General features: G+C 69.0%; 23 protein-coding genes. 10 read left to right on the plus strand and 13 right to left on the minus strand.

Features of this window, described 5'->3' with window-relative positions:
- Positions 1-139: 139 nt before the first annotated feature.
- Complete coding sequence (locus OX958_RS10310; RefSeq protein WP_270137039.1) at positions 140-763, minus strand: TetR/AcrR family transcriptional regulator; 624 nt, start codon at positions 761-763, stop codon at positions 140-142.
- 106 nt (positions 764-869) lie between these two features.
- Here OX958_RS10310 and OX958_RS10315 point away from each other — a divergent pair, with 106 nt between their 5' ends.
- The 4 genes from OX958_RS10315 (at position 870) to OX958_RS10330 (ending at position 5,242) form a co-directional block, all read left to right on the plus strand.
- Complete coding sequence (locus tag OX958_RS10315) at positions 870-1,880, plus strand: hypothetical protein (RefSeq protein WP_270137040.1); 1,011 nt, start codon at positions 870-872, stop codon at positions 1,878-1,880.
- Positions 1,881-2,060: 180 nt separating this feature from the next.
- Positions 2,061-3,455: an extracellular solute-binding protein gene (locus OX958_RS10320; protein ID WP_270137041.1), complete on the plus strand. Its 1,395-nt coding sequence runs from the start codon at positions 2,061-2,063 to the stop codon at positions 3,453-3,455.
- Between the two features lie 117 nt (positions 3,456-3,572).
- A complete protein-coding gene (locus OX958_RS10325; RefSeq protein WP_270137042.1) occupies positions 3,573-4,418 on the plus strand; it encodes a carbohydrate ABC transporter permease in 846 nt (281 codons plus the stop codon).
- Complete coding sequence (locus OX958_RS10330; protein WP_270137043.1) at positions 4,415-5,242, plus strand: carbohydrate ABC transporter permease; 828 nt, start codon at positions 4,415-4,417, stop codon at positions 5,240-5,242. Before OX958_RS10325 ends, OX958_RS10330 begins: the two co-directional genes overlap by 4 nt.
- 1 nt (position 5,243) lies before the next feature.
- Here the strand turns inward: OX958_RS10330 and OX958_RS10335 are convergent, their stop codons facing one another.
- On the minus strand, positions 5,244-5,879 hold the full coding sequence (locus OX958_RS10335) for an SGNH/GDSL hydrolase family protein (RefSeq protein ID WP_270137044.1): 636 nt from the start codon (positions 5,877-5,879) through the stop codon (positions 5,244-5,246).
- A 29-nt stretch (positions 5,880-5,908) separates the two neighbouring features.
- Here OX958_RS10335 and OX958_RS10340 point away from each other — a divergent pair, with 29 nt between their 5' ends.
- The 4 genes from OX958_RS10340 (at position 5,909) to OX958_RS10355 (ending at position 10,901) form a co-directional block, all read left to right on the plus strand.
- A complete protein-coding gene (locus OX958_RS10340; protein WP_270137045.1) occupies positions 5,909-7,282 on the plus strand; it encodes a M16 family metallopeptidase in 1,374 nt (457 codons plus the stop codon).
- On the plus strand, positions 7,279-8,631 hold the full coding sequence (locus OX958_RS10345) for a M16 family metallopeptidase (RefSeq protein ID WP_270137046.1): 1,353 nt from the start codon (positions 7,279-7,281) through the stop codon (positions 8,629-8,631). Before OX958_RS10340 ends, OX958_RS10345 begins: the two co-directional genes overlap by 4 nt.
- A 61-nt stretch (positions 8,632-8,692) precedes the next feature.
- Positions 8,693-9,058 (plus strand): DUF4190 domain-containing protein, encoded by a 366-nt coding sequence (locus OX958_RS10350; RefSeq protein ID WP_270137047.1) that lies wholly within the window; start codon positions 8,693-8,695, stop codon positions 9,056-9,058.
- 130 nt (positions 9,059-9,188) lie between these two features.
- Positions 9,189-10,901, plus strand: coding sequence for a S8 family serine peptidase (locus OX958_RS10355; RefSeq protein WP_270137048.1), 1,713 nt, complete (start codon positions 9,189-9,191; stop codon positions 10,899-10,901).
- A 64-nt stretch (positions 10,902-10,965) separates the two neighbouring features.
- Here OX958_RS10355 and OX958_RS10360 read toward each other — a convergent pair whose 3' ends face one another.
- Positions 10,966-11,694: a DUF4190 domain-containing protein gene (locus OX958_RS10360; protein WP_270137049.1), complete on the minus strand. Its 729-nt coding sequence runs from the start codon at positions 11,692-11,694 to the stop codon at positions 10,966-10,968.
- A gap of 41 nt (positions 11,695-11,735) precedes the next feature.
- Complete coding sequence (locus tag OX958_RS10365; protein ID WP_270137050.1) at positions 11,736-12,164, minus strand: CBS domain-containing protein; 429 nt, start codon at positions 12,162-12,164, stop codon at positions 11,736-11,738.
- Positions 12,165-12,249: 85 nt separating this feature from the next.
- Here OX958_RS10365 and OX958_RS10370 point away from each other — a divergent pair, with 85 nt between their 5' ends.
- Entirely contained in the window at positions 12,250-13,479 is a 1,230-nt protein-coding gene (locus OX958_RS10370) for an MFS transporter (protein ID WP_270137051.1), read from the plus strand.
- Positions 13,480-13,531: 52 nt separating this feature from the next.
- On the opposite strand, the gene hisN is transcribed toward OX958_RS10370, so the two are convergent.
- Positions 13,532-14,314 (minus strand): histidinol-phosphatase, encoded by a 783-nt coding sequence (hisN, locus tag OX958_RS10375; protein WP_270137052.1) that lies wholly within the window; start codon positions 14,312-14,314, stop codon positions 13,532-13,534.
- Positions 14,315-14,470: 156 nt separating this feature from the next.
- Here hisN and OX958_RS10380 point away from each other — a divergent pair, with 156 nt between their 5' ends.
- A complete protein-coding gene (locus OX958_RS10380) occupies positions 14,471-14,965 on the plus strand; it encodes a DUF2231 domain-containing protein (RefSeq protein ID WP_270137053.1) in 495 nt (164 codons plus the stop codon).
- Positions 14,966-15,070: 105 nt separating this feature from the next.
- On the opposite strand, the gene rsgA is transcribed toward OX958_RS10380, so the two are convergent.
- The 8 genes from rsgA to OX958_RS10420 form a co-directional block, all read right to left on the minus strand.
- Entirely contained in the window at positions 15,071-16,063 is a 993-nt protein-coding gene (gene rsgA / locus OX958_RS10385; RefSeq protein ID WP_270137054.1) for a ribosome small subunit-dependent GTPase A, read from the minus strand.
- A complete protein-coding gene (gene aroA / locus OX958_RS10390; RefSeq protein ID WP_270137055.1) occupies positions 16,063-17,334 on the minus strand; it encodes a 3-phosphoshikimate 1-carboxyvinyltransferase in 1,272 nt (423 codons plus the stop codon). Before aroA ends, rsgA begins: the two co-directional genes overlap by 1 nt.
- Positions 17,335-17,671: 337 nt before the next feature.
- Positions 17,672-18,262 (minus strand): DoxX family protein, encoded by a 591-nt coding sequence (locus tag OX958_RS10395; protein ID WP_270137056.1) that lies wholly within the window; start codon positions 18,260-18,262, stop codon positions 17,672-17,674.
- 68 nt (positions 18,263-18,330) lie between these two features.
- Complete coding sequence (locus OX958_RS10400; protein WP_270137057.1) at positions 18,331-19,056, minus strand: DsbA family oxidoreductase; 726 nt, start codon at positions 19,054-19,056, stop codon at positions 18,331-18,333.
- A gap of 93 nt (positions 19,057-19,149) precedes the next feature.
- A complete protein-coding gene (locus tag OX958_RS10405; RefSeq protein ID WP_270137058.1) occupies positions 19,150-19,944 on the minus strand; it encodes an alpha/beta fold hydrolase in 795 nt (264 codons plus the stop codon).
- A gap of 160 nt (positions 19,945-20,104) precedes the next feature.
- A complete protein-coding gene (locus OX958_RS10410; RefSeq protein ID WP_270137059.1) occupies positions 20,105-20,812 on the minus strand; it encodes an alpha/beta fold hydrolase in 708 nt (235 codons plus the stop codon).
- A gap of 138 nt (positions 20,813-20,950) precedes the next feature.
- Entirely contained in the window at positions 20,951-23,824 is a 2,874-nt protein-coding gene (locus OX958_RS10415) for a helix-turn-helix transcriptional regulator (protein ID WP_270137060.1), read from the minus strand.
- Positions 23,825-23,863: 39 nt separating this feature from the next.
- Positions 23,864-25,123: an ArgE/DapE family deacylase gene (locus OX958_RS10420; protein ID WP_270137061.1), complete on the minus strand. Its 1,260-nt coding sequence runs from the start codon at positions 25,121-25,123 to the stop codon at positions 23,864-23,866.
- Positions 25,124-25,149 lie beyond the last annotated feature (26 nt).

Below are 25,149 nucleotides of genomic sequence, written 5' to 3' on the forward strand. Positions count from 1 at the left end.
ACAACCTAACCGGGTAAGTCGCGAGTCTCAAGCCCTCCGTCACTTCTTGGTCGCGGACAGTCGCGAAGTGGGAGAGGTCTTCATTTTCCGAGCCGCCAGGGATCTTCGGCGGTCCGGCGGGCTTTTCGGGCCCGGGAAGCTAGATCGCGGGGCCGGAATCGGCGGGAATGGGGCGCAGCAGGGCGGCCAGGCCGGCCGAGTAGCCGGCCGGGGTGACATCGCCCAGCAGCAGGCGTTGCAGGATAAAGCCGGGGATCATGCCGAAGAGCACTTGGGCGATCTCTTCGGGGTCGGCTGCGGGGTCCACCGTGCCGTCCGCCTGAGCTCGCCGGGCGACGGTGGCGAAGTGCGACCGCAGCATCCGATACTTGGTGGAGGCGGTCGTCATGATCGCGTCGTTGTGCAGCGCCTCGGCCCACGCCTGGATGGCGACCCGGGTCAGGTCGCCGTCCGGCCGGGTGGCGATCTGCAGGATGTGGTCCAGCGTCGCCCGCAACGCGGCAGCGGGGGAGAGCGGCTCCTTGGTCGCCAGGATGCCCTGGAACAACTCGTCGATCGAACTCAGCACCTCGTCGGCGATCGCCGCGACGATCTCGTCCTTGCTCTTGAAGTAGCCGTAGACCGCGCCCGCCGACAGCCCGGACTCGCTGATCACGTCGGCCATCGTCGTCTTGTGGAATCCCTGCCGCCCGACGCACCGGCGCGCGGCGTGCAGGATCTCGCGGCGGCGGTTCGCGCGGTGTTCGTCGGTGACCTTCGGCATGCCGCGAACTTAAAACGAATGTCCGTTCTTGACAACTCGAACGGTGGCCGGGCACTCTCGCATCAATAAAGAACGACCATTCGTTTTGAAGAGGAGCTGACCAGCGATGTCCACCGATCACGCCGCAGTCGAGGATCACCGCCGACCACCGGTACTGGCCGTCGTCGGCTTGCTGACCGCGGTACTGACGGTGCTGCTGATTGCCTTCGCCTGGCCGGCCGCGCGCTCGGCGCCTCGTGACGTGCCGCTGGCCATTGCCGGCCCTGCGCAGGCAGTCGCGCAGGTGCAAGGTGGCTTGGACAAGGCCATGCCGGGGGCGTTCGAAATCACTGCGGTGGCCGACCGGTCGGCAGCGGTCGACGCGATCGAGCACCGCGACGTGTACGGCGCGATCGTGCTCGGTCAGCAGGCCCCGGAGGTGCTCACCGCGTCGGCGGGCGCTCCTGCCATAGCGCAGATCCTGACCCAGCTCTCAGCTCAACTCGCGGCCGGGAATCCGCAGGTGAAGGTGACTGACGTCGTACCGCTGCCGGCTGACGATCCGCGAGGTGCGGGCCTCGCCGGCGGGGCGCTGCCGCTGGTTCTCGGTGGCATCGCCGCCGCCGCGATGCTGACCCAGTTGGTGCGGGGTGGCGGCCGCCGGATGGCCGGGGCGGTCACGTTCGCGATCACCGGTGCGCTCGCGTTGGCGGCGGTGCTGCAGTTCTGGTTCGGCTCGCTCGAAGGCAGCTACTTCGCCAACGCGGGAGTGATCGCGATGTCGATCGGTGCGATCTCGCTGACCTTGCTGGGCCTGGAGTGGCTGCTCGGCACGGTCGGTCTCGGCCTCGGCGCCGCGACGATGATGCTGCTCGGCAATCCGCTCTCCGGTCTGACGAGCGCACCGGAGATGCTGCCCAGCGGTTGGGGTGCGCTCGGTCAGCTCCTGCCGCCCGGAGCAGCCGGTACCGCGCTCCGCTCGGTCAGTTTCTTCGATGGCGCGGGCTCGGCCCAAGCCTTCCTCGTGCTCGCCAGCTGGCTCGCGCTCGGGCTGGTGCTCTGCGGGCTGGGCGCGATGCGGGGTCGCGGCCGGAGCGTCGTACGGGCTCGTGGTGAGGTGTCGGCCGTCACTGCCTGACGGATGACGGCGCGGTGACCGGATCGTTACGGCCCGGTCACCGCGCAACCGCGTCTCGTCAACGACAACGTTGTCTGTCAACCATTGACTTCACCGGTCCGGGCCTCCTACCGTCACGGAAAGCCCAGGGGGTTTGCGGGGTGGTACCGGGATGACAACGATTGCCCGAAGGTGGACGTGATGGCCATGAAAAACGGTTTGAAGACCGCGGGTGTACTCGCCGTGGGAGCGCTGCTGCTGGGGGTGTCGGCCTGTAGCCAGGGGTCGACCACCAAGACGCCGGAGGCCGGCGGCGGCCAGAGCGCCGGCCCGGCGAACATCAAGATCGCCTACCAGCAATGGGGGCCCGGCACGGTGATGAAGACCTTCCTCACCGGCGCGAAGGCCGAGTACGAGGCCGCCAACCCGGGCTCGAAGGTCGAGATCCTGCCGATCGTGGCGAGCGAGAACGACTACTACACCAAGCTCCAGTTGATGATGCGCTCGCCGAACACGGCGCCGGACATCGTCTACGAGGACACCTTCCTGATCAACTCCGACATCACCGCGGGATACCTGAAGCCGCTGGACGACTACCTCAAGGACTGGGGCGACTGGAACCAGTTCGAGGACACGGCCAAGGGCGCGGCGAAGGGGCAGGACGGCAAGACGTACGGGATTCCGGACGGCACCGACACCCGAGCCTTCTGGTACAACAAGGAACTCTTCAAGCAGGCCGGTCTGCCGACCGAATGGCAGCCCAAGACCTGGGACGACGTGCTGACCACCGCGCGGACGCTCAAGGCGAAGCTGCCCGGCGTGATCCCGCTGAACGTGTACTCCGGCAAGCCGATGGGCGAGGCCTCGGCCATGCAGGGCTTCGAGATGCTGCTCTACGGCACCAAGGACCCGCTGTACAACTTCGACCAGCAGAAGTGGGTCGTCGGCAGCCAGGGCTTCAAGGACTCGCTGAACTTCATCAAGACCATCTACACCGAAGGCCTGGCCCCGACGCCGAAGCAGGCGCTCGACCCGAACATGGGCAGCAAGGTCGGCACCGAACTGCTGCCGAACAACAAGCTGGCGATCGCGCTGGACGGTTCGTGGGTCTACAGCAACTGGCTGAAGACCGGCGCGAAGCCGTGGCCGCAGTGGTCCGAGGTACTCGGCCAGGCCGCGATGCCGACCCAGGACGGTAGCGGCAAGGGCAAGGTCAGCCTCTCCGGTGGCTGGACCTGGGCGATCCCGGCCAAGTCGAAGTCGCCGGACGCGGCCTGGAAGTTCATCCAGGCGCTGCAGACGCAGAAGAACGCGACCAAGTACGCCACCGACGGCGCGCAGATCGCGGTCCGCAAGGACGTCGCCTCCGACGCCGGCTACAAGTCGTCGTCGAGCAGCACCCAGTTCTTCACCGACCTGGTGTCGGTGACGGTCTACCGGCCCGCGCTGCCGGAGTACCCGAAGGTCTCGAACGAGATCATCACCGCGATGGAAGCCGTGATGACCGGTCAGTCGTCGCCCGAGGAGGCCGCCAAGAACTACGACGAAGCGGTCGAGGGCATCGTCGGCAAGGACAAGACGACCGCCGGTCAGTAAAGCGGAGCGATCGAAAGGCCTTCTCCTGTGACGACAACCGCTCCCGCCGTGCCCGTTCCGACCGGCAGCAAGCCTGCCGGCCGGAGCGGGCCCCCGCGCGGCGCCAAAGCTGTCAAGATGTTGCCGTTGGCACCGGCCATCGGGCTGATGCTGGTCTTCCTGGCCGGCCCGATCCTGTACTGCGTGTACGCCGCGTTCACCAACATGGCGCTCACCGGTACCGGCGCGGCGGACGTCCAGTTCATCGGGCTGGACAACTTCCGCAAGGCCTTCGGCAGCAGTGCTTTCACCAACTCCATCTGGCTCACCCTGGTCTTCACGCTGATCTCCGCGATCATCGGTCAGAACACCCTGGGACTCGGCCTGGCGTTGCTGATGCGCCGATCCAGCAAGTACGTCCGCAACTTCGTCGGTACCGCCGTGATCGGCGCGTGGGTGCTGCCGGAGGTGGTCGCGGCGTACCTGCTCAGTGCTTTCTTCAATGAAGAGGGCACGCTGAACGTGATGCTGCACAAGGTCGGACTGCCCGGCCAGGACTGGTTGTACGCCGCGCCGATCATCGCGGTGTCGCTGGCCAACATCTGGCGCGGTACGGCGTTCTCGATGCTGGTCTACTCCGCGGCGCTCAGTGAGGTGCCGAAGGAGATCGAGGAGTCGGCCGAGATGGACGGCGCGGCCGGTCTGCGCCGGCTGGTCTACGTCACGCTGCCGATGATCAGCCGCGCGATCATGACCAACCTGATGCTGATCACGCTGCAGACGCTGAGCGTGTTCGGCCTGATCTTCGCGATGACGCGGGGCGGTCCCGGCACCAAGAGCCAGACGCTGCCGCTGTACATGTACGAGCAGGCGTTCAGCTTCTCCCAGATCGGCTACGGCACCGCGATCGCGCTGGTGATGCTCGCGATCGGCGCGGTCTTCTCGCTGATCTACCTACGTGGACTGAACTCGGAGGCCGCATGATCGCCCGCGACCGCGTCAGCAAGCTGACCGCGAACCTCGTCCTGCTGGCCCTCGGCATCCTGTTCGTGCTGCCGTTGCTCTGGGTGCTGTTCGCCTCGGTGAACCGGACGGCGGGGTTGCGGGTCGAGCTGCCGACCAGCCCGACGTTCGCCAACTTCAAGGCGGTGCTGAACACCGACACGACGTACCGGCCGGTGCTGAACGGGATCGTGCTGTGCGGCGGGTCGGCGCTGCTGACGATGGTCTGCGCGGTGCTCGCGGCTTATCCCTTGTCACGATTCAAGACGAAGTTCAACCGGCCGTTCCTGCTCACCGTGCTGTTCTGCACCGGGCTGCCGATCACCGCGGTGATGGTGCCGGTCTACGGGTTGTTCGTGCAGCTCAACCTGGTCGACACCCTGGGCGGCACGATCATGTTCATGGCGACCTCGTCGCTGCCGTTCGCGATCTGGCTGACCAAGACCTTCATGGACGGCGTCCCGATCTCGCTGGAGGAAGCGGCCTGGGTCGACGGCGCCAGCAACATGCAGGCGCTGCGCCGGATCGTCCTGCCGTTGATGTGGCCGGGCATCGCGGTGGTGCTGATCTTCACCTTCATCGGCATGTGGGGAAACTTCTTCGTCCCCTTCATGCTGCTGCTGTCACCTGAGCGGCTGCCCGCGTCGGTCAGCATCTTCACCTTCTTCGGCCAGTACGGCGAACCGAACTACGGCCAGCTGGCGGCGTACTCGCTGATCTACACGATGCCGGTGCTGCTGCTCTACCTGCTGCTGAGCCGCAAGCTCGGCGGCGCCTTCGCCCTGGGCGGCGCGATCAAGGGTTAGTTCACGACGTAGTTCCGGCGATCGACTCGCAGATCTCCCACGCTGAGCGGCGGAGGAGGTCTGCGGTGTCGTTGTCGAGACCTTTGATCGGGACGGCGAGGTCGGTGGGGTCTTCGTGCAGGAGGGTGATCAGGAAGACGCAGGCGGCCAGGTAGCTGCCGGTCAGCGCCGGGTGGGAGTTGTCGGGGGCGTGCAGGGGCAGCGTGGGGTGGATGGTCTGGAAGTGCTGCCAGATCAGGCCGGCCGGGACGAGGGTGACGCCGAGTTCGGCGGCGATGGCGGCGTACGCCGTGGTGAGCGGTTCCTGGGGCTGGTTCTTGCGGGACCAGGTCAGGTAGAGCGCTGTCGCGGCGCCGGACTCCGTGATCGCGGTGTGGAGGTCACGGACGTTCTCGTGGAAGCGGGCCGGGTTCTTGGCGGGGAGGGTGCTCTGCTCCTGCAGTACGACGGTGTCGTAGTTGCCGCCGGCAAGCTCGGTGAGGACTTTGCCGGCGTTCAGGTGCTGTCGCAGAGACGCGCCGCCGGCGGAGATCAGGCGATGCTCGACGGTCACGCCGCGGGCGGCGGCCAGGGTGGCGAGCAGGCCGGGCAGGTTGTTGCGCGACGTGAAGCTGTTGCCGACGAACAGGAGCCGCATCCCTACAGGATGGCACGTAGGGTGGTCGCATGCCGCTGAACTATCCGCTTGCTGAGCAGACGTTGGACAACGGTCTGCGGGTCATCGTCAGTTCCGACCGGAACGTGCCGATCGTGTCGGTGAACCTCTGGTACGACGTGGGGTCGCGGCACGAGCCGCCGGGCCTGACCGGGTTCGCGCACCTGTTCGAGCACCTGATGTTCCAGGGGTCGCGCAACGTCGAGTCCGGCCAGCACTTCTCGCTGCTGGAGGCGGTCGGCGCGAGCCTGAACGCGAGCACCTTCTTCGACCGGACCAACTACTTCGAGTCGCTGCCCAGCGGTGGCCTGGAGCTGGCGCTGTGGCTCGAGGCGGACCGGATGGGCTACCTGCTCGACGCGGTCAACCTGGAGAACCTCGACAACCAGCGCGACGTGGTCAAGGAGGAGAAGCGGCAGAGCTACGACAACCGGCCGTACGGCGACTCCTACGAGCGGCTGGTCCGGCTGGTGTTCCCCGAGGGCCACCCGTACGCGCACATGACGATCGGCTCGATGGCCGACCTGGACGCGGCCGCGGTCGAGGACGTGCACGCCTTCTTCCGCAAGTACTACGGCCCGAACAACGCCGTCCTGACGATCGTCGGTGACGTCGCCGAGGAGGACGCCTTCGACGCCGCCAAGCGGTACTTCGGGCACCTGCCGGCGATCCCGACGCCGCCGCCGGCGCCGGACGGCACGCTCGGCCCGCTGGAGGGAGTGTTCCGCGACGACGTCGTCGCCGACGTCCCGTCGGACCTGATCACGATGATGTTCCGGCTGCCCGTCGACGGTACGCCGGAGCTGGACGCCGCGGCGCTCGCGCTCGACGTCCTGGCCGGTGGGCAGAGCGGCCGGCTCAACCGCCGGCTGGTCCGCGACGAGCAGATCGCGCAGTCGGTCTCGGGCGGCGCGCTGCCGCTGATCGGCGGGGTCTCGTTCGGCACGCTGACCGGGATCGCCTCGGACGGGGTCGACCTGCAGCAGGTCGAGGACGCGCTCGCCGAAGAGGTCGAGAAGCTCGCCGCCGAGGGCGTCACGGCCGACGAGCTGGCGACCGTGCAGGCACAGGCCGAGCGGGACTGGCTCGAGCAACTGGCCACCTGCGGTGGCCGCGCGGACGAGATCTCGCACCACGCGCTGCTGTTCGGCGACCCGAACAGGATCAACACCAGGATCGACGAGATCCGCGCGGTGACGGCCGAGGAAGTGCAGGCAGTGGCCGTGAAGTGGATCCGGGCCGAGGCCCGGGTGCAGGTCACGTACCGGCGGCGGACAGAGGAGCCGGCCGACGAGGCCGGAGCGGGAGCAGACGCAGGAACCGACGCGAGCACCACCGCAGGGGCCGGCGCTGACGCGAGCAACGCAGCAGGGGAGCAGGAATGAGCAGCCAGGCCTTGACCACACCGCCCGCCGTCGCGCCGCCGCGGCCGTGGCGGTTCCCGGTCGCGACCACGACGACCACCCGAACCGGTACGCCGGTGCACGTGTTCGACCGTCCCGGCCAGTACGTCGCCACCGTGCGCGTCACCGTCGCGATGCCGCTGGCCGTCGAGCCGCGTGAGCTGGAAGGCGTCGCGACGATCATGTCGCGCACCCTCGACGAGGGCACCCAGCTCAAGTCGGCCAACGAGTTCGCCGCGGCGCTCGAGCGGCACGGCGCGGCGTACGGGGTGGATGTCAGCTCCGACGCGCTGCACGTGGAGATCTCGGTCCCGACCTCGCAGCTGGCACCGGCGGTCAAGCTGCTCGCCGAGGCGGTCACCCGGCCTGCCTTCAACCCGGCGGACGTCGGCCGGCACGTGACGATCCGCCTCGGCGAGATCAACCAGGAGCGTGCCAACGCGGGTTACCGCGCTCGCGAGGCCTTCGCGGCGAACCTGTTCGACCCGTCGTCGCGCCGGTCCCGCCCGACTGCCGGTACGCCGGACACGATCCGGCCGCTGACCAACGTCCAGGTGGCCGAGTTCTACCACGCCAACATCGGCCCGGCGCGAGCCCAGATCCTGTTCGCGGGCGACGCCACCGGTGTCGACGTGGCCGGGGTGATCGACGAGGCGTTCGGTGACTGGACCTCGGACGCCGGCGCCGCGGTCGAGACCCCCGAGCCGCTCTACGTCGCCGGGGACAAGCTGGTGCTGGTCGACCGGCCCGGTTCGGTCCAGAGCCAGTTGCTGATCGGCTGCTCCGGGCCGGACCGCCGCGAGGACATCTGGGGTGCGGCCGCGGTCGCCAACCACGTCGTCGGTGGCACCATCACCTCCCGCGTCGACACCGTGCTGCGTGAGGAGAAGGGCTACACCTACGGCACCCGCACCAGCTTCACCGCGCCGCGCAAGGGCGGCACCTTCAGCCTGGGCGGCGCGGTCCGCACCGAGGTGACCGGCGCCGCGATCGCCGACGCGCTGAAGATCCTCCGGGACGCTCGCGACGGGCTGACCGCGCGGGAGGTGCAGGAGGCGCAAGACAGCCTGATCCGGACGGCGCCGCTGCGCTACGAGCAGGCCGACTCCATCGCTCAGCAGGTCGGCAGCAACATCGCCGTCGGCGTACCGCTGGATTTCGCCGACACCTATCTGGCCCAGATCGCCGCGACCACCGCCGAGTCGGCGACCGAGGCCTACCGCCGGTACGTCGGAACCAACGGGCTGCTGGCCGTCGTCGTAGGGGAAGCGAAGGACGTTCGCTCCCAGCTCGCCGAGCTCGGGATCGGCGACGTCACCGAACTGAGCTGAAAGTTCCCTAGGCTCAGGGACGGAGACGACACCTTCGTCCCTGAGCAGAGGAGCAGCACGCATGTCGTTCGACGGGCGACCCCAGGACCGGCCGCAGGGGCCGGCGCCGACGCAGTACGAGCTGCAGCCCGGCTACGTGTACCCGCAACCGGCGTACGGCGTGCGGCGGGACAACAGCAACGCCACTCTCGCGATGGTGCTCGGCTTGCTCGGCCTCGGCACCATGTTCATCGTGCTGTCGCCGATCGCTTGGTGGAAGGGCAACCAGGCGCTCGCCGAGATCGACGCGATGCCCGGCGTCTACAGCAATCGGGGGATGGCCGTGGCCGGTCAGATCACCGGCATCATCGGGACCGTCCTGCTCGGGCTGGGAGTGCTCTTCGTAGCCGGTCTGCTGCTCTTCGCGATCGTTGCCACCAGTAACTGACCGGAACGATCCGGTCAGTCGTTTGCTTACTGGTTCCGGCCACGTCGATCTCTGCCCGAACACTGGTGGTCCAGCCCACGCACGCCTAGCGTGTGCCGGGTCAGACTCACTTCAGGGAGGGGATCCACTCGTGAGAGACGTCCGTAGATCGTTGTGTGCGGCCACTGGCGCGATCGCGCTGCTGGCCGGCGCGCTGGCGGTTCCGGCCATCGCCGGTGCCGAGACGACGGCGGTTGCCGGTGGCACCACCGAGTACCTGGTGCTGGTGAAGGACGGGGCCGACCAAGCCCAGGCGCTGGCCGCCGTCCAGGCAGCCGGTGGATCGGTGGTCAAGGAGAACGCGAACCTCGGCACCATCACGGTGCGGGCCGCCGACTCCGGGTTCGTCACCCGGCTGTCCAAGTCGCCGGCCATCGACGGCGCGGCCCGCGCCCGGCCGATCGGTAAGTTGCCGCAGGCAAGGCCGAGCGTGGTCGAGCAGGAGCACCTGAGTGCCGGTGCCAAGGGCAAGGGAGTGGCCGGCAAGAAGGCCGCCAAGAACAAGACCGCCGACCCGCTCGACGCGCAACTGTGGGGCCTGAAGATGATCCGGGCGGATCTGGCGCACGCCAAGCACCCGGGCAAGAAGGCGGTCAAGGTCGGCGTCCTGGACTCCGGGATCGACGCCCGCAACCCCGACATCGCGCCGAACTTCGACTGGAACCTGTCCCGCAACTTCGCCGCGGACCTGCCCGAGATCGACGGGCCGTGCGAGTTCCGCGGCTGTGTCGACCCGGTCGGCTGGGACGACTCGGGTCACGGTACGCACGTGGCCGGCACGATCGGCGCCGCGCTGAACGGGCTCGGCGTCTCCGGGGTCGCGCCGAACGTGACGCTGGTCGAGATCCGCGGCGGTCAGGACAGCGGCTACGTCTTCCTCGGCCCGGTGCTGGAGGCGCTCACCTACGCCGGTGACGTCGGCCTGGACGTGGTCAACATGTCCTTCTACATCGACCCGTGGCTCTACAACTGCACCAACAACCCGGCCGACAGCCCGGAGGCACAGGCCGAGCAGCGCGCCACCATCAAGGCCGTCAAGCGCGCGCTGAACTACGCGCACGGCAAGGGCGTCACGCTGGTCGGTTCGCTCGGCAACAACCACGAGGACCTCGGCAAGCCGCGCGACGACATCTCCAGCCCGGACTTCGGCGACGTCCCGCCGTACACCCGGCCGATCGACAACGCGACCTGCGTCGACCTGCCGGTCGAGGGCCCGAACGTGATCGGCGTGTCCGCGCTCGGCCCGTCGGCCAAGAAGGCGGACTACTCCAACTACGGCGTCGAGCAGACCGACGTGGCGGCGCCGGGTGGCTGGTTCCGTGACTACTTCGGTACGGCGGACCACCGGGTGAACGAGAATCTCATCCTGTCGACGTACCCGGTGAACACGCTGCAGGCCGACGGTCTGGTCGACGCGGCGGGTGCGATCACCCCGGACGGCGTGGCGGGCGGCGTACAGAAGCAGTGTGCGCCCGGTGTCACCGACTACACGAAGTGCGGTTACTACAACTGGCTGCAGGGCACCTCGATGGCGTCCCCGCACGCGACCGGTGTGGCCGCTCTGATCGTCAGCGAGTACGGCAAGAAGGGCCCGCGCAACTCGTTCGGCATGGCGCCGACCAAGGTGCGGAGCATCCTGCTGGACAGCGCGCAGGAGCGTGCCTGCCCGACGCCCCCGCTGCAGACCTACGTGAACGAAGGCCGGACGCCGGAGTTCGACGCGCTCTGTGAGGGCTCGCGGAAGTTCAACGGGTTCTACGGTCACGGCATCATCGATGCCTACGCCGCGGTCACCCGGTACTGAGCCGGTTGAGTTGCTGAAGGATCGTTAAGGCTGCGGGCCCGGCTGTTGCCGGGCCCGTTCGCTTCTACTTCGGGACCAGCAAGCAGGTGGTACCACGGTCGCCGAGGGCCCAGCCGTTCTCGACCGGGTGCAGGAAGAAGACTGCGGAGGGCTTGGCCGCCGGTTGATTCAGCGCCTTGAACCGGTCCGTGCAGCCCTTCTCGGCGTCGGCCTGGACCGAGGCGAGCCCGGGCCAGGGGCCGGCCGGCAACTCGAAGACGGCGAAGACCTTGCCGCCGTTCGGCTGCTCACACGGCTGGACCTGAAGGTCCTTGACCTCGCCTTCGCTCAGCGAGGTGACGCAGTCGCCGACCCGGAGCTTGTCCGGCCGGGTGGTCTGGGTGGTGGTGACCTGCCCGGACGAGTCCCGGCCGGGTTCGCCGTCGTTGATCGAGACGGCCACGATCGCGATGATCGCCGCGACCCAGAGCCCGCTGATCACCAGACCCGCGATGGCGAAACCCTTGCCCCGCTGGTTGCGCTGGGGGATCCGGTTGAGCGCGACGATACACAGGATGACGCTGATCGCCCCGCCGCCGAACAGACTGAGGACGAAACCGACGACGGCAGGTGTGCTCGTCCCGCCGGTGCCCGGCGGCTGATAGGGCAGCTGGGTGCTCCCGGGGTACTGCGGGTAGTTCTGCCCGGGTGGGTAGCCACCTGGACCAGGGGGTGGGTAACCGCCTTGGGCAGGCGGGTAGCCACCACCCTGGGGAGGCTGCTCGGCGTTCTGCGGGGGTGGTGTCGGCTCCATGGACGGAATCTAGACGCCGCCAGGAGCAGATCGGGGAAAGGTCAGCCGGAGATGTAGTTGGAGAGCTGCTCGCGCTCGAACTCGAGCTCGCCGATCCGGGTCTTGACCACGTCACCGATGCTGACGATGCCGGTCAGGGCGCCGTCGACGACGACCGGGACGTGCCGGATCCGGCGGTCGGTCATCAGCCGCATCAGGTGGTCGACGAGGTCGTCCGGCCCGCAGGTGTGCACCTGCTCGGTCATGATCGCGCTGACCCGGACGTCGCCGGCGTCCGGCGTACCGTGCAGCAGCCGGACCACGTCGCGCTCGGACACGATGCCGGTCACCGCGCTGCCGTCGGTGCTGACCACCAGCGCGCCGACGTTGTGCTCCGCCAGCAGCGCGAGGAGCTCGGTGACAGTGGCTTCTGGGGAGATGGTGACGACCTGGTTGCTGCCTTTACCGCGCAGTACGTCGTTGATCTTCACGGAGCCTCCTGGTGATGGTTCGGAGCCCAAGAACCAAAGGTAGCGAATGAAACCAGTGAACGGCAGGTCTGGCACAATACAGACAGTGACCTGGCGTGAGGACCTGGCCGTACTGCGCCACCGTGATGTCCGCATCTTCGTGACTGCCCGTTTCGTCTCGATGCTCGGGTCCTCGATCGCTCCGATCGCGCTCGTCTTCGCCGTCCTGGACGTCTCCGACGCCGCCAGCGCGGTCGGGATCGTGCTGGCCGCCCGCAGCATCCCCAACGTCGTCTTCCTGCTGGTCGGTGGTGTCATCTCCGACCGGCTGCCGCGCAAGCTGGTGCTGATCGTGGCGAACTCCGTCAGTGGCCTGACCCAGGCGCTCGCGGCGGTGCTGGTGCTGTCCGGGGACGCCGAGATCTGGCAACTGGCCGTGATCGAGGCGCTGAATGGGATCGCGTCGGCCTTCGTGCTGCCCGCGATGGTCGGCATCCTGCCGTCGATCCTGGACCGGTCGGAGTTGCCCCAGGCCAATGCGGTGTCCGGGTTCGCCCGGTCGATCGCGCTGATCGGTGGCGGCGCGGTGGCCGGGGTGATCGTCGGCCTGACCTCGCCGGGGGTCGGGCTCGCCGTCGACGCTGTCGCCTTTGGGCTGGCCGCTTACCTGCTGACGTTGCTACGGGTGCCACGGATCGAGCGGTCGGCCAGTTCGATGCTGCACGATCTGCGGGTCGGCTGGACGGAGTTCGTCTCCCGGCAGTGGGTCTGGACCGTGGTGGCCGGCTTCCTGGTGCTGAACATGGTCTTCACGGCCTGCTACCAGACGCTGGGGCCGGTGATCGCCGACGACACCTTCGGCCGGGTCGGCTGGGGCGCGGTGAGTGCCGCCTTCGGCGCCGGACTGATTGCCGGGGGCATCGTGATGATCCGGCTCAAACCGCGGTACCCGGTCCGGATCGGGATGTTCGGAATGCTGTCGATCGTGCCGATGTACCTGGTGCTCGCGCTGGCGCCGTACACGGCGGCGGTCGCGGTGGTCGCGTTCGTGGTGGGCGTGGGGTTCGAGCTGTTCGGGATCGGCTGGGAGACCGCGCTCGGTCAGCACATCCCGCTGGACAAGCTGTCGCGGGTTTCGTCGTACGACATGCTGGGGTCGTTCGTGGCCGGGCCGGTCGGGCAGTTGTCGGTCGGTTACCTGGCCGCGGTGACGAGCGCGAAGGCCGTCGAGCTGTACGGCGCCGCGGTGCACGTGGTGGTCGTGGTCGCGGTGCTGCTGGTGCCGTCGGTCTGGCGGTTGCAGCGCCACGACGGCCGGCCGGTCGACGAGGTCTGAGTCCGAGCGGCTGAGCCTGGTCGGTCGGGCCTGGTTGGGTCGATCGAGTGGGTCAGCGCTGCAGCCGGGCCAGTACCTCGTCGTGCAGGCGGCCGTTGGTGGCGACGGCGTTCGGGCCGTTCGGGCCGGGGCTGCCGTCGACGGAGGTGAACCGGCCGCCGGCCTCGTCGACGATGATCGACAAAGCGGCCATGTCGTAGAGGTTGAGCTCGGGCTCGGCCGCGATGTCGACCGCGCCTTCGGCCACCAGCATGTAGGACCAGAAGTCCCCGTACGCGCGGGTCCGCCAGGCCGAGTCCATCAGGTCGGCGAACTGGTCCTTCTTGCCGAGCTTGTCCCAGCCCTTCAGTGACGAGTAGGACATCGACGCGTCCTCGATCGACGCGACGTCGCTGACCCGGCACGGCTGGGCCGACATCAGCGCGCGGCCGGTCCACGCGCCGTCGCCGTACGACGCCCACCAACGGCGGCCCAGCGCGGGCGCGGAGACCACCCCGACCACCACCTGGTCCTCGATCATCAGGCTGATCAGGGTGGCCCAGACCGGGACGCCGCGGATGTAGTTCTTGGTCCCGTCGATCGGGTCGACCACCCAGCGGCGGATGCCCCAGCCGGTGGTGCCCTCCTCCTCGCCGACGAACGCGTCCCGCGGCCGGGCCCGGGCCAGCGTCTTGCGCATCACGTCCTCGACCTTGCGGTCGGACTCGCTCACCGGGGTGAGGTCCGGCTTGGTCGCGACGTGCAGGTCGAGCGCCTTGTAGCGGTCCATCGTGGTGGAGTCGGCGTCGTCGGCCAGGATGTGGGCGAGCCGCAAGTCGTCGGTGTGCGAGGGCATGAGCGGAAGGCTAGCCTGCCGCCTGGCCGGGCGGCAGGGTGCGCCCGTACCGCGGTCCGGGGTGAAGGTTGCGTCTCGGTCTCGGCTGTCGTTGAACCGTTCGGGGTGGTTGAACGTGCAGCTAGTGTCAGACCTCATCGACAAGCTGGAGGCGTCATGTTCGAGCGCTTCGGGGATCTACCGCTGCACATCCTGGTGATCCACCTGACCGTGCTGCTGCTGCCGGTCGCCGCGCTGACCGCGATCGTCTACGCGCTGGTGCCGAAGTGGCGGTGGCTGCTGCGCTGGCCGACGCTGCTGCTCGGGCTCGCGGCCGCGGTCTGCGCGTTCGTCGCGAAGCAGAGCGGCGAGGCATTCGTTGCCGCGATCCCGCAGTTGCAGCCGCTGGTCAAGGTCCACCAGGACCGGGGCAACTTGCTGCTCCTGTTCGTACTGGTCCTCGCGGTGCTGGCGGTGGCGGCGTTCCTGCTGCTCGGCGGTCCGTCCGCGCTGGCCAGCGGAAAGGGCGCCAAGGAGACCAAGAGCCGTCCGATCGAGCTGATCACCAGTGCCGCGATCGTGGTGATCGGTGTCCTGGTGATCATCCAGACCATCCGCACCGGCGATGCGGGAGCGAAGGCGGTCTGGGACGGGCAACTGCCGCCGAAGTAGGCGGACCGCCACCACACATCAACCTCGCCGAGGCGGATCGTGCTCCGCCTGAAGACGCTTGCTACAGCGGCGACGGCGGAGGTTGGTGTGTGCTGGCGGTGCGGGCTAGCTGGTTTCGAGGTCGCGACCTTCGCGGCTCGCCAGCAGGCGGCGGAAGGACGCGACCCGCTCGGGATCGATCCGGCCTTCGGCGACCGCCTCGTCGAGCGCGCAGTTGGGCTCGGTCTCCGAGTGCGTGCAGCCACGGGGGCAGTCGCGCGTCTCGTCGGCCAGGTCGCCGAACGCGTTGATCAACTGGTCCGGCTGGACGTGGGCCAGCCCGAACGACCGGATGCCCGGCGTGTCCACGATCCAGCCGCCGTCCGGCAGCCGGAGCAGGAGCGCGCTAGTCGAGGTGTGCCGGCCGCGGCCGGTGTTGTCGTTGACCACGCCGATCGCCCGGTTGGTCCCGGGCACCAGCGCGTTCACCAGCGTCGATTTGCCGACACCCGAGTGGCCGACCATCATGCTGGTCCGGTCGCGCAACTGCTCGGCCAGTTCGCTGAGATCGCCGTTGTGCTGGGTGGCGACGGACTCGACGCCGAGCGGCCGGTAGATCGAGAGCAGCGGATCCGGGTCGGCCAGGTCGGTCTTGGTCAGGCACAGCAGCGGCCGCATCCCCGCGTCGTACGCCGCCACCAGGAACCGGTCGATCAGCCTGGTCCGGGGCTCGGGGTTGGCCACCGCGACCACGATGACGAGCTGGTCGGCGTTGGCCACCAGCGGCCGCTCGACCGGGTCGTCGTCATCGGCGGATCGGCGCAGCAGGGTCTTGCGGGGGAGGACCTCGACGATCCGGGCCAGCGTGTCCTTGTCGCCGGTGGCGTCACCGTCGAGCTTCACCATGTCACCGACGATGACGCCCTTGCGACCGAGCTGCCGGGCCTTCATCGCCGTGACGACGCGGTCCGACTCGCCTACCCAGCAGGTGTAGCGGCCGCGGTCACGGGTGATCACGAAGCCGATCACGGCGTCGTCGTAGGCCGGGCGGTCCTTGGTGCGCGGCCGGGTCCGGCGCCGGGGCCGGTCGTACTTGGCTTCCTCGTCGTACTTCGACATCAGCTCACCAGCGCCGACCACAGCTCGGGGAACTCGGGCAGCGTCTTGGCCGTCGTCGCGATGTTCTCGATCTCGATCCCGGGAACGACGAGGCCGAGCACGGCGGCGGCGTGTGCCATCCGGTGGTCGTGGTAGGTGCCGAAAAGCCCGCTGTGCAAGGGCTTCGGGCGGATCTCCAGCCCGTCGGCGGTCTGGTTCACATCGCCGCCGAGCGCGTTGAACTCGGCCTCCAGCGCGGCCAGCCGGTCGGTCTCGTGGTTGCGCAGGTGCGCGATACCCCGCAGGTACGACGGTTCGTCGGCGAGCACTGCGACGGCGGCCAGCACCGGGGTCAGTTCACCGACCTGGCTGAGGTCAAGGTCAACACCCTTGACCCGGCCGGTGCCGCGGACGGTCAGCAGGTCGCCGTCCAGGGACACCTCGGCGCCGAAGCGGGTGAACAATTCGGGCAGTTGGCCGCCCGGCTGGGTTGTCTGGGCCGGCCAGCCGGTCACGGTCACTTCGCCGCCGGTGACCACAGCGGCGGCCAGGAACGGTGCCGCGTTGGACAGGTCGGGCTCGATCGCGCTGTCCAGCGCGCGAATGGGGCCGGGGGCAACGATCCAGCGGTTGGGCTCGGAGTCGTCGACCTGGACGCCGCGCTCGCGCAGCATCGCGACGGACATGTCGAGGTGCGGCTGGGACGGGACCGGCTTGCCGTCGTGCAGGATGTCGACACCCTCGTCGTACCGGGCGCCGGCGAGCAGCAGCGCGGAGACGAACTGGCTCGAGCCGGAGGCGTCCAGCGTCACCTTGCCGCCGCGGACGGAGCCGGCGCCGCTGACGGAGTACGGCATCCGGCCGGTGCCGTGGTCTTCGATCCGGACGCCGAGGCTGCGCAGGGCGCCGAGAATGATGTGCATCGGCCGCTCACGGGCGTAGAGGTCACCGTCGAACGCGATCTCGCCGTCGGCCAGCGCAGCCACCGGCGGGACGAAGCGCATCACGGTGCCGGCCAGACCGCAGTCGACACTCGCCGGGCCCTTGAGAGAGCCGGGGGTGATGGTGACCAGGCCGTCCTGCTCGCTGATTCCGACGCCGAGCGAGACCAGAGCGGAGCGCATCAAGGTGGTGTCGCGGGCTACCAGCAGCCCGGACAGCGTGGACGGACCATCGGCGATCGCGGCGAGCACCAGAGCCCGGTTGCTGATCGACTTCGAGCCGGGGACGGTGACCCGCCCGCTGACCGCGCCCTCGGCCGACGGTGCCGGCCAACCTTGCTGCGATTCCATCTCACTCCCAGAGTCACGAGGCATTTCGCCCACGAGCCTAGTACCGAACCCGCCCACCCCCACACCACGGCGCTCCAGCAGCCGGGCCGGTGGCGGTGGGGGGTACCCCGGGAAAGAGAACCCGCCTCGGTCCGGATGAACGGCGCCGAGGCGGGGGAGTGCGTGATTTGAGGGTGGGTCGCTGGGACTGACTGCGAGTGTGCAGGGGGAGGGAACTGGCGCGCGTGGCCGGGCAGCTGGAACGGGCCGCGGGTCAGCCGATCCAGCGGGTCAGCCGAACCAATCGGGTCAGCGGGACCAGTGGATCTGGGGAACCAGTGGGTCAGCCGACCAGTGGTCAGCGGAAGGGGAGTTCGGCTTTGGCGGCGTGGGCGGCGAGCCTTGCCTCGCGCTTGGCGGTCCGGGCGAACTGCTTCGTCTCACGCTTGGCGAGCTTCGCGCTGCGCTTGGTCTCCCGCTTGACGGCCTTGGCGCCGTGGGTGGTTCGCCAGGCGACGCCCGGCTTGCCCTCGGTGTCGACGGCGGCGAGCAGCAGGCCGCCCATGATGCCGAGGTTCTTCAGGAACTGGATCTTCTGCGCGGCCTTCGCCGACTTGTCGGTCTCCTGCCAGAACGAGTGCCCGGCCAGGGTGGTCGGCACCAGCGAGCTCGCCAGCAGGACCGCGCCCAGCCGGCGTCCCTTGCCGGAGGCGAGCGCGAGTCCACCGAGCACCTGGGCGGCACCGTTGAGGCGGACCAGGTTCGCGGTGCTCTCCGGGATCCGCTCGCCGACCTGCGGCGGAGCCACCCGCTGGATCAGCGGCACGAAGCGGTCGGCGACCGGCTGAGCCTTCGCCACGTGCGGCTCTGGGTCCCGCAGCGCTTTCGCGCCCTGGACGACGAAGATGGCGGACAGCAAGGGCCTGGCCAGTGCGCGCACGACAGTCATGTCTCCTTCTTACCTGGTCCGACAATCCCGGTGGGGCAGCAAGGGCCCCGCGCGTCTTGTACCCAGCCTTAAATCGCGCAGCCGTCAGGCCCGCACGCGGCGTCGTCGGTGGCTCCGGGAGTTGTGATCAGCGTCACCGCCGGCCGCTCGGCCGCGGCCCGCCGGATCGCCTCCTGGAACACCTCGACCGGCTGGGCGCCGCTGACGCCGTACTTCTGGTCGATCACGAAGAACGGCACCCCGTTGGCGCCGTACGCGAGGGCCTGCGCCTGGTCGGCGGCGACGTCGTCGGCGTACGTCGTACCGGCGAGCACGTCGCTGACCTGGTCGGCCGGCAGGCCGGTCTCGACCGCGAGCCTGGTCAGGGTCGCGTGGTCACCGACCGGAAGTCCCTCGGTGAAATAAGCCTTGAGCAAACGCTCCTTGAGCCGGCTCTGGGCATCGGCCGGTACGTCGCCTGCCTCGGCGAGCTCGAGCGCGAGGTGCAGGACGCGGTGCGCGTCGACGGTGTTGGCGGACTTCGCGTCCTCCAGGTGGAACTCGAGTCCGACCTCTGCAGCCGTCGCGGTCACATGGGCGTTGGCCTCCTTGGCCCAGTCGGGCCCGCGGCCGTACTTCTCGCCCAGCCGCTCGTCGAGGGAGCGGGGGTCGTCGTTGGTGGAGGAGGGGTCGAGCTGGAAGCTGTGCCAGACGATCTCGGCCTTCTCACCGGACTCCGTCAGAGCCTGCTCCAGGCGGCGCTTGCCGATGTAGCACCACGGGCAGACGACGTCGGACCAGATATCGATGCGCATGTCAGTGAGCAACTCCCGGTGCTACGGCCGTTATTCCCGAGAACGCGCGGCCCCGGTTTCCCGGGACCGCGCGTTCTTGGGCTGGAAAGATGGTCAGCGGGTGGTGGCGGCCTTCTCGATCAGCTTGGTGACCGGGGTCGGCTCGGAGATCATCACCAGGTGCGAGGCGCCCTCGACCTTGACGATCTTGGCTCCGGCGCGCTGTGCCATCCACAGCTCACCGGCCGGCGCGATGGCGCGGTCGCGGGTCGGGACGATCGCGTACTTCGGCAGCGCGGCCGGCGCCGACTTGGCGATCTTCTCGGTGAAGACCGACGCGGCGACCGGGCGCTGGGAGGCTCCGAGCAGCGACTGCTCGCGCCGCGGCAGGTCGTCGGCGAAGACCGTGCGGAACGCCTCCGGGCGCATCACCAGATCGGCACCACCGGGGTAGGTGATGAGGTTGGTGGTGTCCGGACCGATCTCGCTGCCGGGGTACTTCGCGTTGAGCTCGCCGAGCGTTTCGCCGGCCTGCGGGACGAACGCCCCGACGTACACGAGCGCCTTGATGTCCGGGGTGGAGGCGAGCTGGGTGATGATCGCGCCGCCGTAGGAGTGGCCGACCAGGACCTTCGGGCCGGGGATGCCGGCCAGTACGCCGGTCAGGTAGCTGGTGTCGCTGGCGACGCCGCGCAGCGGGTTGGCCGGGACGACGACCTGGTAGCCGTCGCGCTGGAGCTTCTTGGTGACCTCGTTCCAGCTGGAGCCGTCGGCGAAGGCGCCGTGGACCAGCACGATGGTCGGCTTCGGGGTGGGGTGGGTGTCGGTGGTGGCGGTCGCCGCGGTGGCGCCGGTGGCGAGCAGGGCCGCGCTGGCGGCGATGACGAGGATGCGGCGAAGGGGGTTCATGGCTTGTTTCTCCTTGGGTGAACTAAGGCTTGTTTCAAAAGGGGGTGAATCAAGGCTTGTTTCGAAGCGGGTGAATTAAGGGGCTTGTGCCAGAAGGGGGTGGGCGAAGGCTTGTTCCAGAAGGGGGTCTACGAAGGCTTCAGAAAGGGTGTGTACGAAGTCAGAGCGCGGAGACGATGAAGTCGGCGACGGCCTTCGGCTGGGAGACCGAGACGGCGTGCGAGGCGTCGATCTCGAGGATGGTGCCGCCGGCCCGCTCGGCCATCGAGCGCTCGCCGTCGGGGTGGATGGCCTGGTCACCGGTGGCAATCAGGAAGTGACTCGGCAGCCGCTTCCAGCTCGCCGGGCCGGCCTTCTCCACGAACGCGGCGGCCGCGACCGGGCGCTGTGAACGGGCCATCACGTCGGCCTGGGCGTCGGGGACGTCGGCGGCGAACAACTGGTGGAACTTGTCGGTGGCGATGCTCAGCCAGACCTCTTCGCCGCCGTCGGAGGCCGGCAGGGTGTGCGGGGCCAGACCCGCGCCGAACTCGGTGGCCGGGAAGCTGTCGTTCAGGCCGCCGAGGGTCTCGCCCTCGTCCGGGACGAAGGCCGCGACGTAGACCAGGCCGGTGACGTTGTCGGCCTCGTTGGCCGCGGCGGTGATGACCGCGCCGCCGTACGAGTGACCGACCAGGACGACCGGGCCGTCGATCTCGCGGACCTGGGCGGCGAGCCGGCTGCCGTCGCGGGCGGCGCCGCTCAGCTCGTTGGCCGGTGCCAGGGCGGGGATGCCGCGGGCGGTGAGGTCGGCGACGACCTCGTTCCAGCTCGACGCGTCGGCGAAGGCGCCGTGGACCAGGACGACGGTGGTGGTCTTCTCGCTCATTGTTCGTTCCTCGTTCTCTTCCGGTGGGGTTTTCCAGCACCGCAATAGAACCTCGGAAGGATGAGCCGCCGAATCGACCGAACAGCGGAACTCCGGTGGGTGCGATCGGGGGGTCAGCTCACCCGGTGCACCCGAATCTCATGCGTTCGGGGGAGACGCGAACCGTTCCAGGACCAGGCGGGTCAGCTGGACCCGCGAATTCACCCCGAGCTTGCCGAAAGCCGCCCTCAGGTGGGTCCCGACGGTGCTGGCCGACAACACCAACTGGTCTGCCGCCGACCGGTTGGTGTGGCCCTCGGCCACCAGCAACGCGACTCGGCGCTCCATCGGAGTCAACGCCTCCCAGCCGGACTCCGGCCGCTGCTGTACGGCGGCCCACTTACGCCTCCGCACACCCGCCGCCTGAAGCGTTGCTTGCACCCGCGCGGCAGGTGCTGCTGCTCCCAGTCGTGTCAGGGACTCCAGCGCGCGCTCCAACGCGGCCACGCCAGTCGCCCGATCTCCACTGTCCAGCTCTGCCCGCCCGAACAGCTCGTCGGCTCGGGCCACCAGCAGTTGCCGAGGCGAATCGTTCAGCATGCCGACCACGGCACCCAGCTGAGCCCGAGCCGCGCCGACCTGTGTGTCGCTGCCATCTGCGCTGGCGTTCCTGACGACGTCGCTGGTCGCCAGCACCACGGCGGGAGCGTCGGTGCGGGAGTCGCTATCGCCGCCGGTGTCGCCTGCAGCTCCGGCGCTGACTGAGTCGCCTGCAGCTGCGGCGCCGACCGAGTCGCCTGCAGTTGCGGCGCCGACCGAGTCGCCTGCAGTTGCGGCGCCTGCCGCCTTGGACTGACCGGTTGTGGTGGTCGCGGCTGTGGCTTTTCGGAGCAGGTTGTGGGCTTCGACGAGTTGGGCGGCCGCTTGGAAGGTGACGGTTGGGGTGGCTTCTGCCTGTTCGGTCAGCAGTTGGGCGGCTTGGTCGGCGGTTTGTGGGTTGGTCGTGCTGGTGGCGGCCATGATCAGGAGGTCGTGGCGCTCGGGGTAGTCGAGAGGGGTGTCGAGCAGGCGAGTGGCCGCGGTGAGGTCGCCGTCGGCTACGGCCAGGAGGGCTCGGATGTGGTCGTCGGGGGCCTGTTCCCGTGCTTCGGTAAGGCGCCCCTTGAGCAGGGCGATCAGGGCGAGGATCTGGCGGGCGGTCGGTTCCGCGGAGGAGTCGAACACCTCCGCGCTCCAGCGGATGCAGGAATTGGCGGCTTCGGCCGCGGCAGGGAGGTTGCCGATGGCAAGCTCCAGCCGCGCGCGCAGTACGGACAGTTGGGGTGCGAGCCAGGAGTCGCTGGTACCGAGGAGTTCCTTCAGCCGGCCCAGGGCGCCGGTGAGGTCGTCGGCCTGCGCCTGACAGAAGAGTTCGGCGATCTCGATGTGGGTGGCCGGATGGCTCCCGACCTCGTCGCCGGCGGCGGAACGGGCCTGGCGATACAGATCGCGTGCCTCGGCGTACCGGCCGGACTGCTGGGCGCGCTCGGCGGCGGCGAGATGCTGGACCCCCGTCGCGACAGGGTCAGTGCTCTCGAACGGCTCTTCACGGTGGGCCAATACTCGATGGGCCCGGAGGCGCTCCGCCAGCGGGTTCGACGTACCCGGGATGTCCAGCTCAGCCGATTCGAGCCGCCCGGTCGCCCACCGATGCGGTAGTAGCCGCAGCACTATCGACGCGCGCAGGTCCGGCGGTACAGGACCGCGGTAGAGAGCAGTGCCGCCCAGCAGATCGTCGGCGAACGCCTCGGCCTGCTGGAACTGCCTGGCAACGAGCAGAATCGCTACGACGTCCTCGCCGACCTCAGCACGGAACTCGTCATCGACAAGGGTCAGCTCGAAGGTCTGCTGGATCACGCTGAGTGCAGTGATCGACATGGTGGCCAGCAGATCCTTGGCCGCAGCCCGGAGGGTGTTGATCGCCGCTACGTCTCCGGTCGCCGCAGTGGCCAGGATGTGTGGCGCCGCGGCCGACGGCCCCCGCCCACCGGCCAGCAACTGGTCCGCGATCGCCCGATGCAGGGCGCGCTGCGCAGACGGCGGCACCTCGGCCAGTACTGCGGTCCGCAACAGTTCATGCCTAAAACTAAGTGTCGCGCTCCCATCGGCCAGCAGTCCCGAGCGGATTGCCTCGTCCAGCGGACCGGCCAGCTTCGCGATCGGTTCACCCATCAGCGCGGCGACATCTTCCAACTGGAACTCACTGCCGAACACAGCGGCGGTCCGCAGCAACGCCTGACACAGCTCGGAAGTGCTGCTGACTCGTCGCCGCACACCTTCGACCAAGCCGTCCGGCAAGTCCGCGACATAGAGCCCGGCCACCAACTGCTCCGCCAGGAACGGAACGCCCTGTACTCCGCTCAAGCGGACCGACAGCGCCGGGTCGATCGGCGTACCGAGTCGGTCCGCAGCCAGCTCCAGCACAGCCTCGGTGCTGAGCGGCGCCAAGTGGATCGGATGGATCGGCAACTGGCCCTGAACCGAGTCGACGACCTGATCAGGCATCGCGCCCGGTGCGGGGCGTGTCGCTAGCACCCACATCACCTTCGCCTGACTCAGCCGTGCAATGACGACCCGCAGGACGAAGTTGGTCAGCGGATCGGCCCACTGCGCATCATCGAGCACGATCAACGCCGGTACGCCGTCCAGGCGCCGGCCGATCAGGTCTGCCAGCCGCTCACCCAGCCAGAGGGGCTGGCCGTTGAGTGCGGCGAGTTCCAGGAAGTGTTCGGTGCTGATGAGCGGGTCGGAACCGCTGCGGAGCGCAGGAGCCAGTGAGGCGAGAGGGCTGATCTCATCGGTCTGGTGAGCCGCTGCCTGCGCTACGAGCAGCCCATGCCGCTCCGCCTGCTCTACGAGCGCCCGGACGAGCGCCGACTTGCCGATGCCGGGCTCGCCGGTGACCACCGTCAGGGACGCAGTTCCGGCTTCTGCAGCGCGCATGGCCGCCAGCAGTTGGCCCAGCTCGGCTGAGCGTCCCCGCAGCGGTTCCATGGCTACTTTCTACCATTGCGGCATGCAGGGCCTGTCTGGCTAGCTGCAGCGGCGTACGGCGAGCAGTGCGTAGGTGCGAGCACAGTGGAGGACCTCGGCCAGTGACACGTGCTCGTCTACTGCGTGGGCGTAGCGGACGTCGCCCGGGCCGTACTGAAGTGTGGGGATGCCGGCAGCGGCGTACAGGCGCAGGTCGGAGCCGTACGGCCCGCCCTTGACCTCCGGGGCTCCGGAAGCTCCCGCAGCCGTTGCTGCCCGCAACGTGTCGTCCAGCAGCGGGTCGCCCTCCGGCAGTACGCCGGACGCGAAGATGCCGCCGGGCCAGGTCACCTTGACCGGGTGGTCACGCAGCCAGTTGTCCGCCGCGCACGCGGTGGCAAGCGCCTGTTCGAAGGCGTGCCTCGCCTCGGCGACCGGCTCACCCAGCCGTACGCCGTACCGGCCTTCCGCGACGAGCAGGTCGGGGACGGTGCTGGCCCAGTCGCCCGCCTGGACCGTGCCGACGGAGAGCGGATTGGCCAGGTCCAGGTGCTTGAGCAGCGGGTGCGGATCGAGATTGCGCTCGGCCTCCAGCGTCATCAGCGCCTGCTGGATCACGGCGAACTTCTCGATCGCGCTGACCCCACGGGTTCGCGTCGAGCCGTGGGTGGCGAGACCCGGCACCTCCAGCCGGAAGGTGAGTGAGCCGGCGTTGGCCGGGATGACGCCGCCGGAGGTGGGTTCGGCGATCAGGCAGGCCTCGCCGGTGTGACCGCGCTTCAGGGTGCCGAACGCACCGAGCCCGCCGTCCTCTTCGCCGACCACGGTGTGCACCGCGAGCGGCTTCCGCAGCGTGACGCCGCTCGCTGTGATCGCGGCGACGGCTCCGATGATCGCCGCCAGTCCACCTTTCATGTCGCAGGTGCCGCGGCCCCACATGACGCCGTCGCTCACCCGCGCAGCGAACGGATCGCCGTCCGGCCACTGGGCCAGGTCGCCGACCGGTACGACGTCCACGTGACCGTTGAAGACGAGTCCCGGCGTACCGCCGCCTGAGGTCACTCCGACACAGCCCCAGGCGTCCGCTCGATCGACCTCCCAGCCGGGGAAGTCCGGGTCGCCGGTGAGCGCCGGCAGGTCGAACTGCCAGTGGTCGACCTCCAGGCCGGCTTCGCGAAGCCGCTCCGCGACCCAGCCCTGGATCTCGCTCTCCTCGGCCGTCCCGTCGACACTCGGGATCTGCACCAGCTCTCGGAGATCAGCCACGATCCGTGCGTCGTCCACGGCTGCCAGCACGCCCCGCTCGACCTCACTCAGCATGCCGCCATCATCCATCAAGCGGCCGC

This window comes from Kribbella sp. CA-293567, from assembly GCF_027627575.1.
Classification (GTDB): Bacteria; Actinomycetota; Actinomycetes; order Propionibacteriales; family Kribbellaceae; genus Kribbella.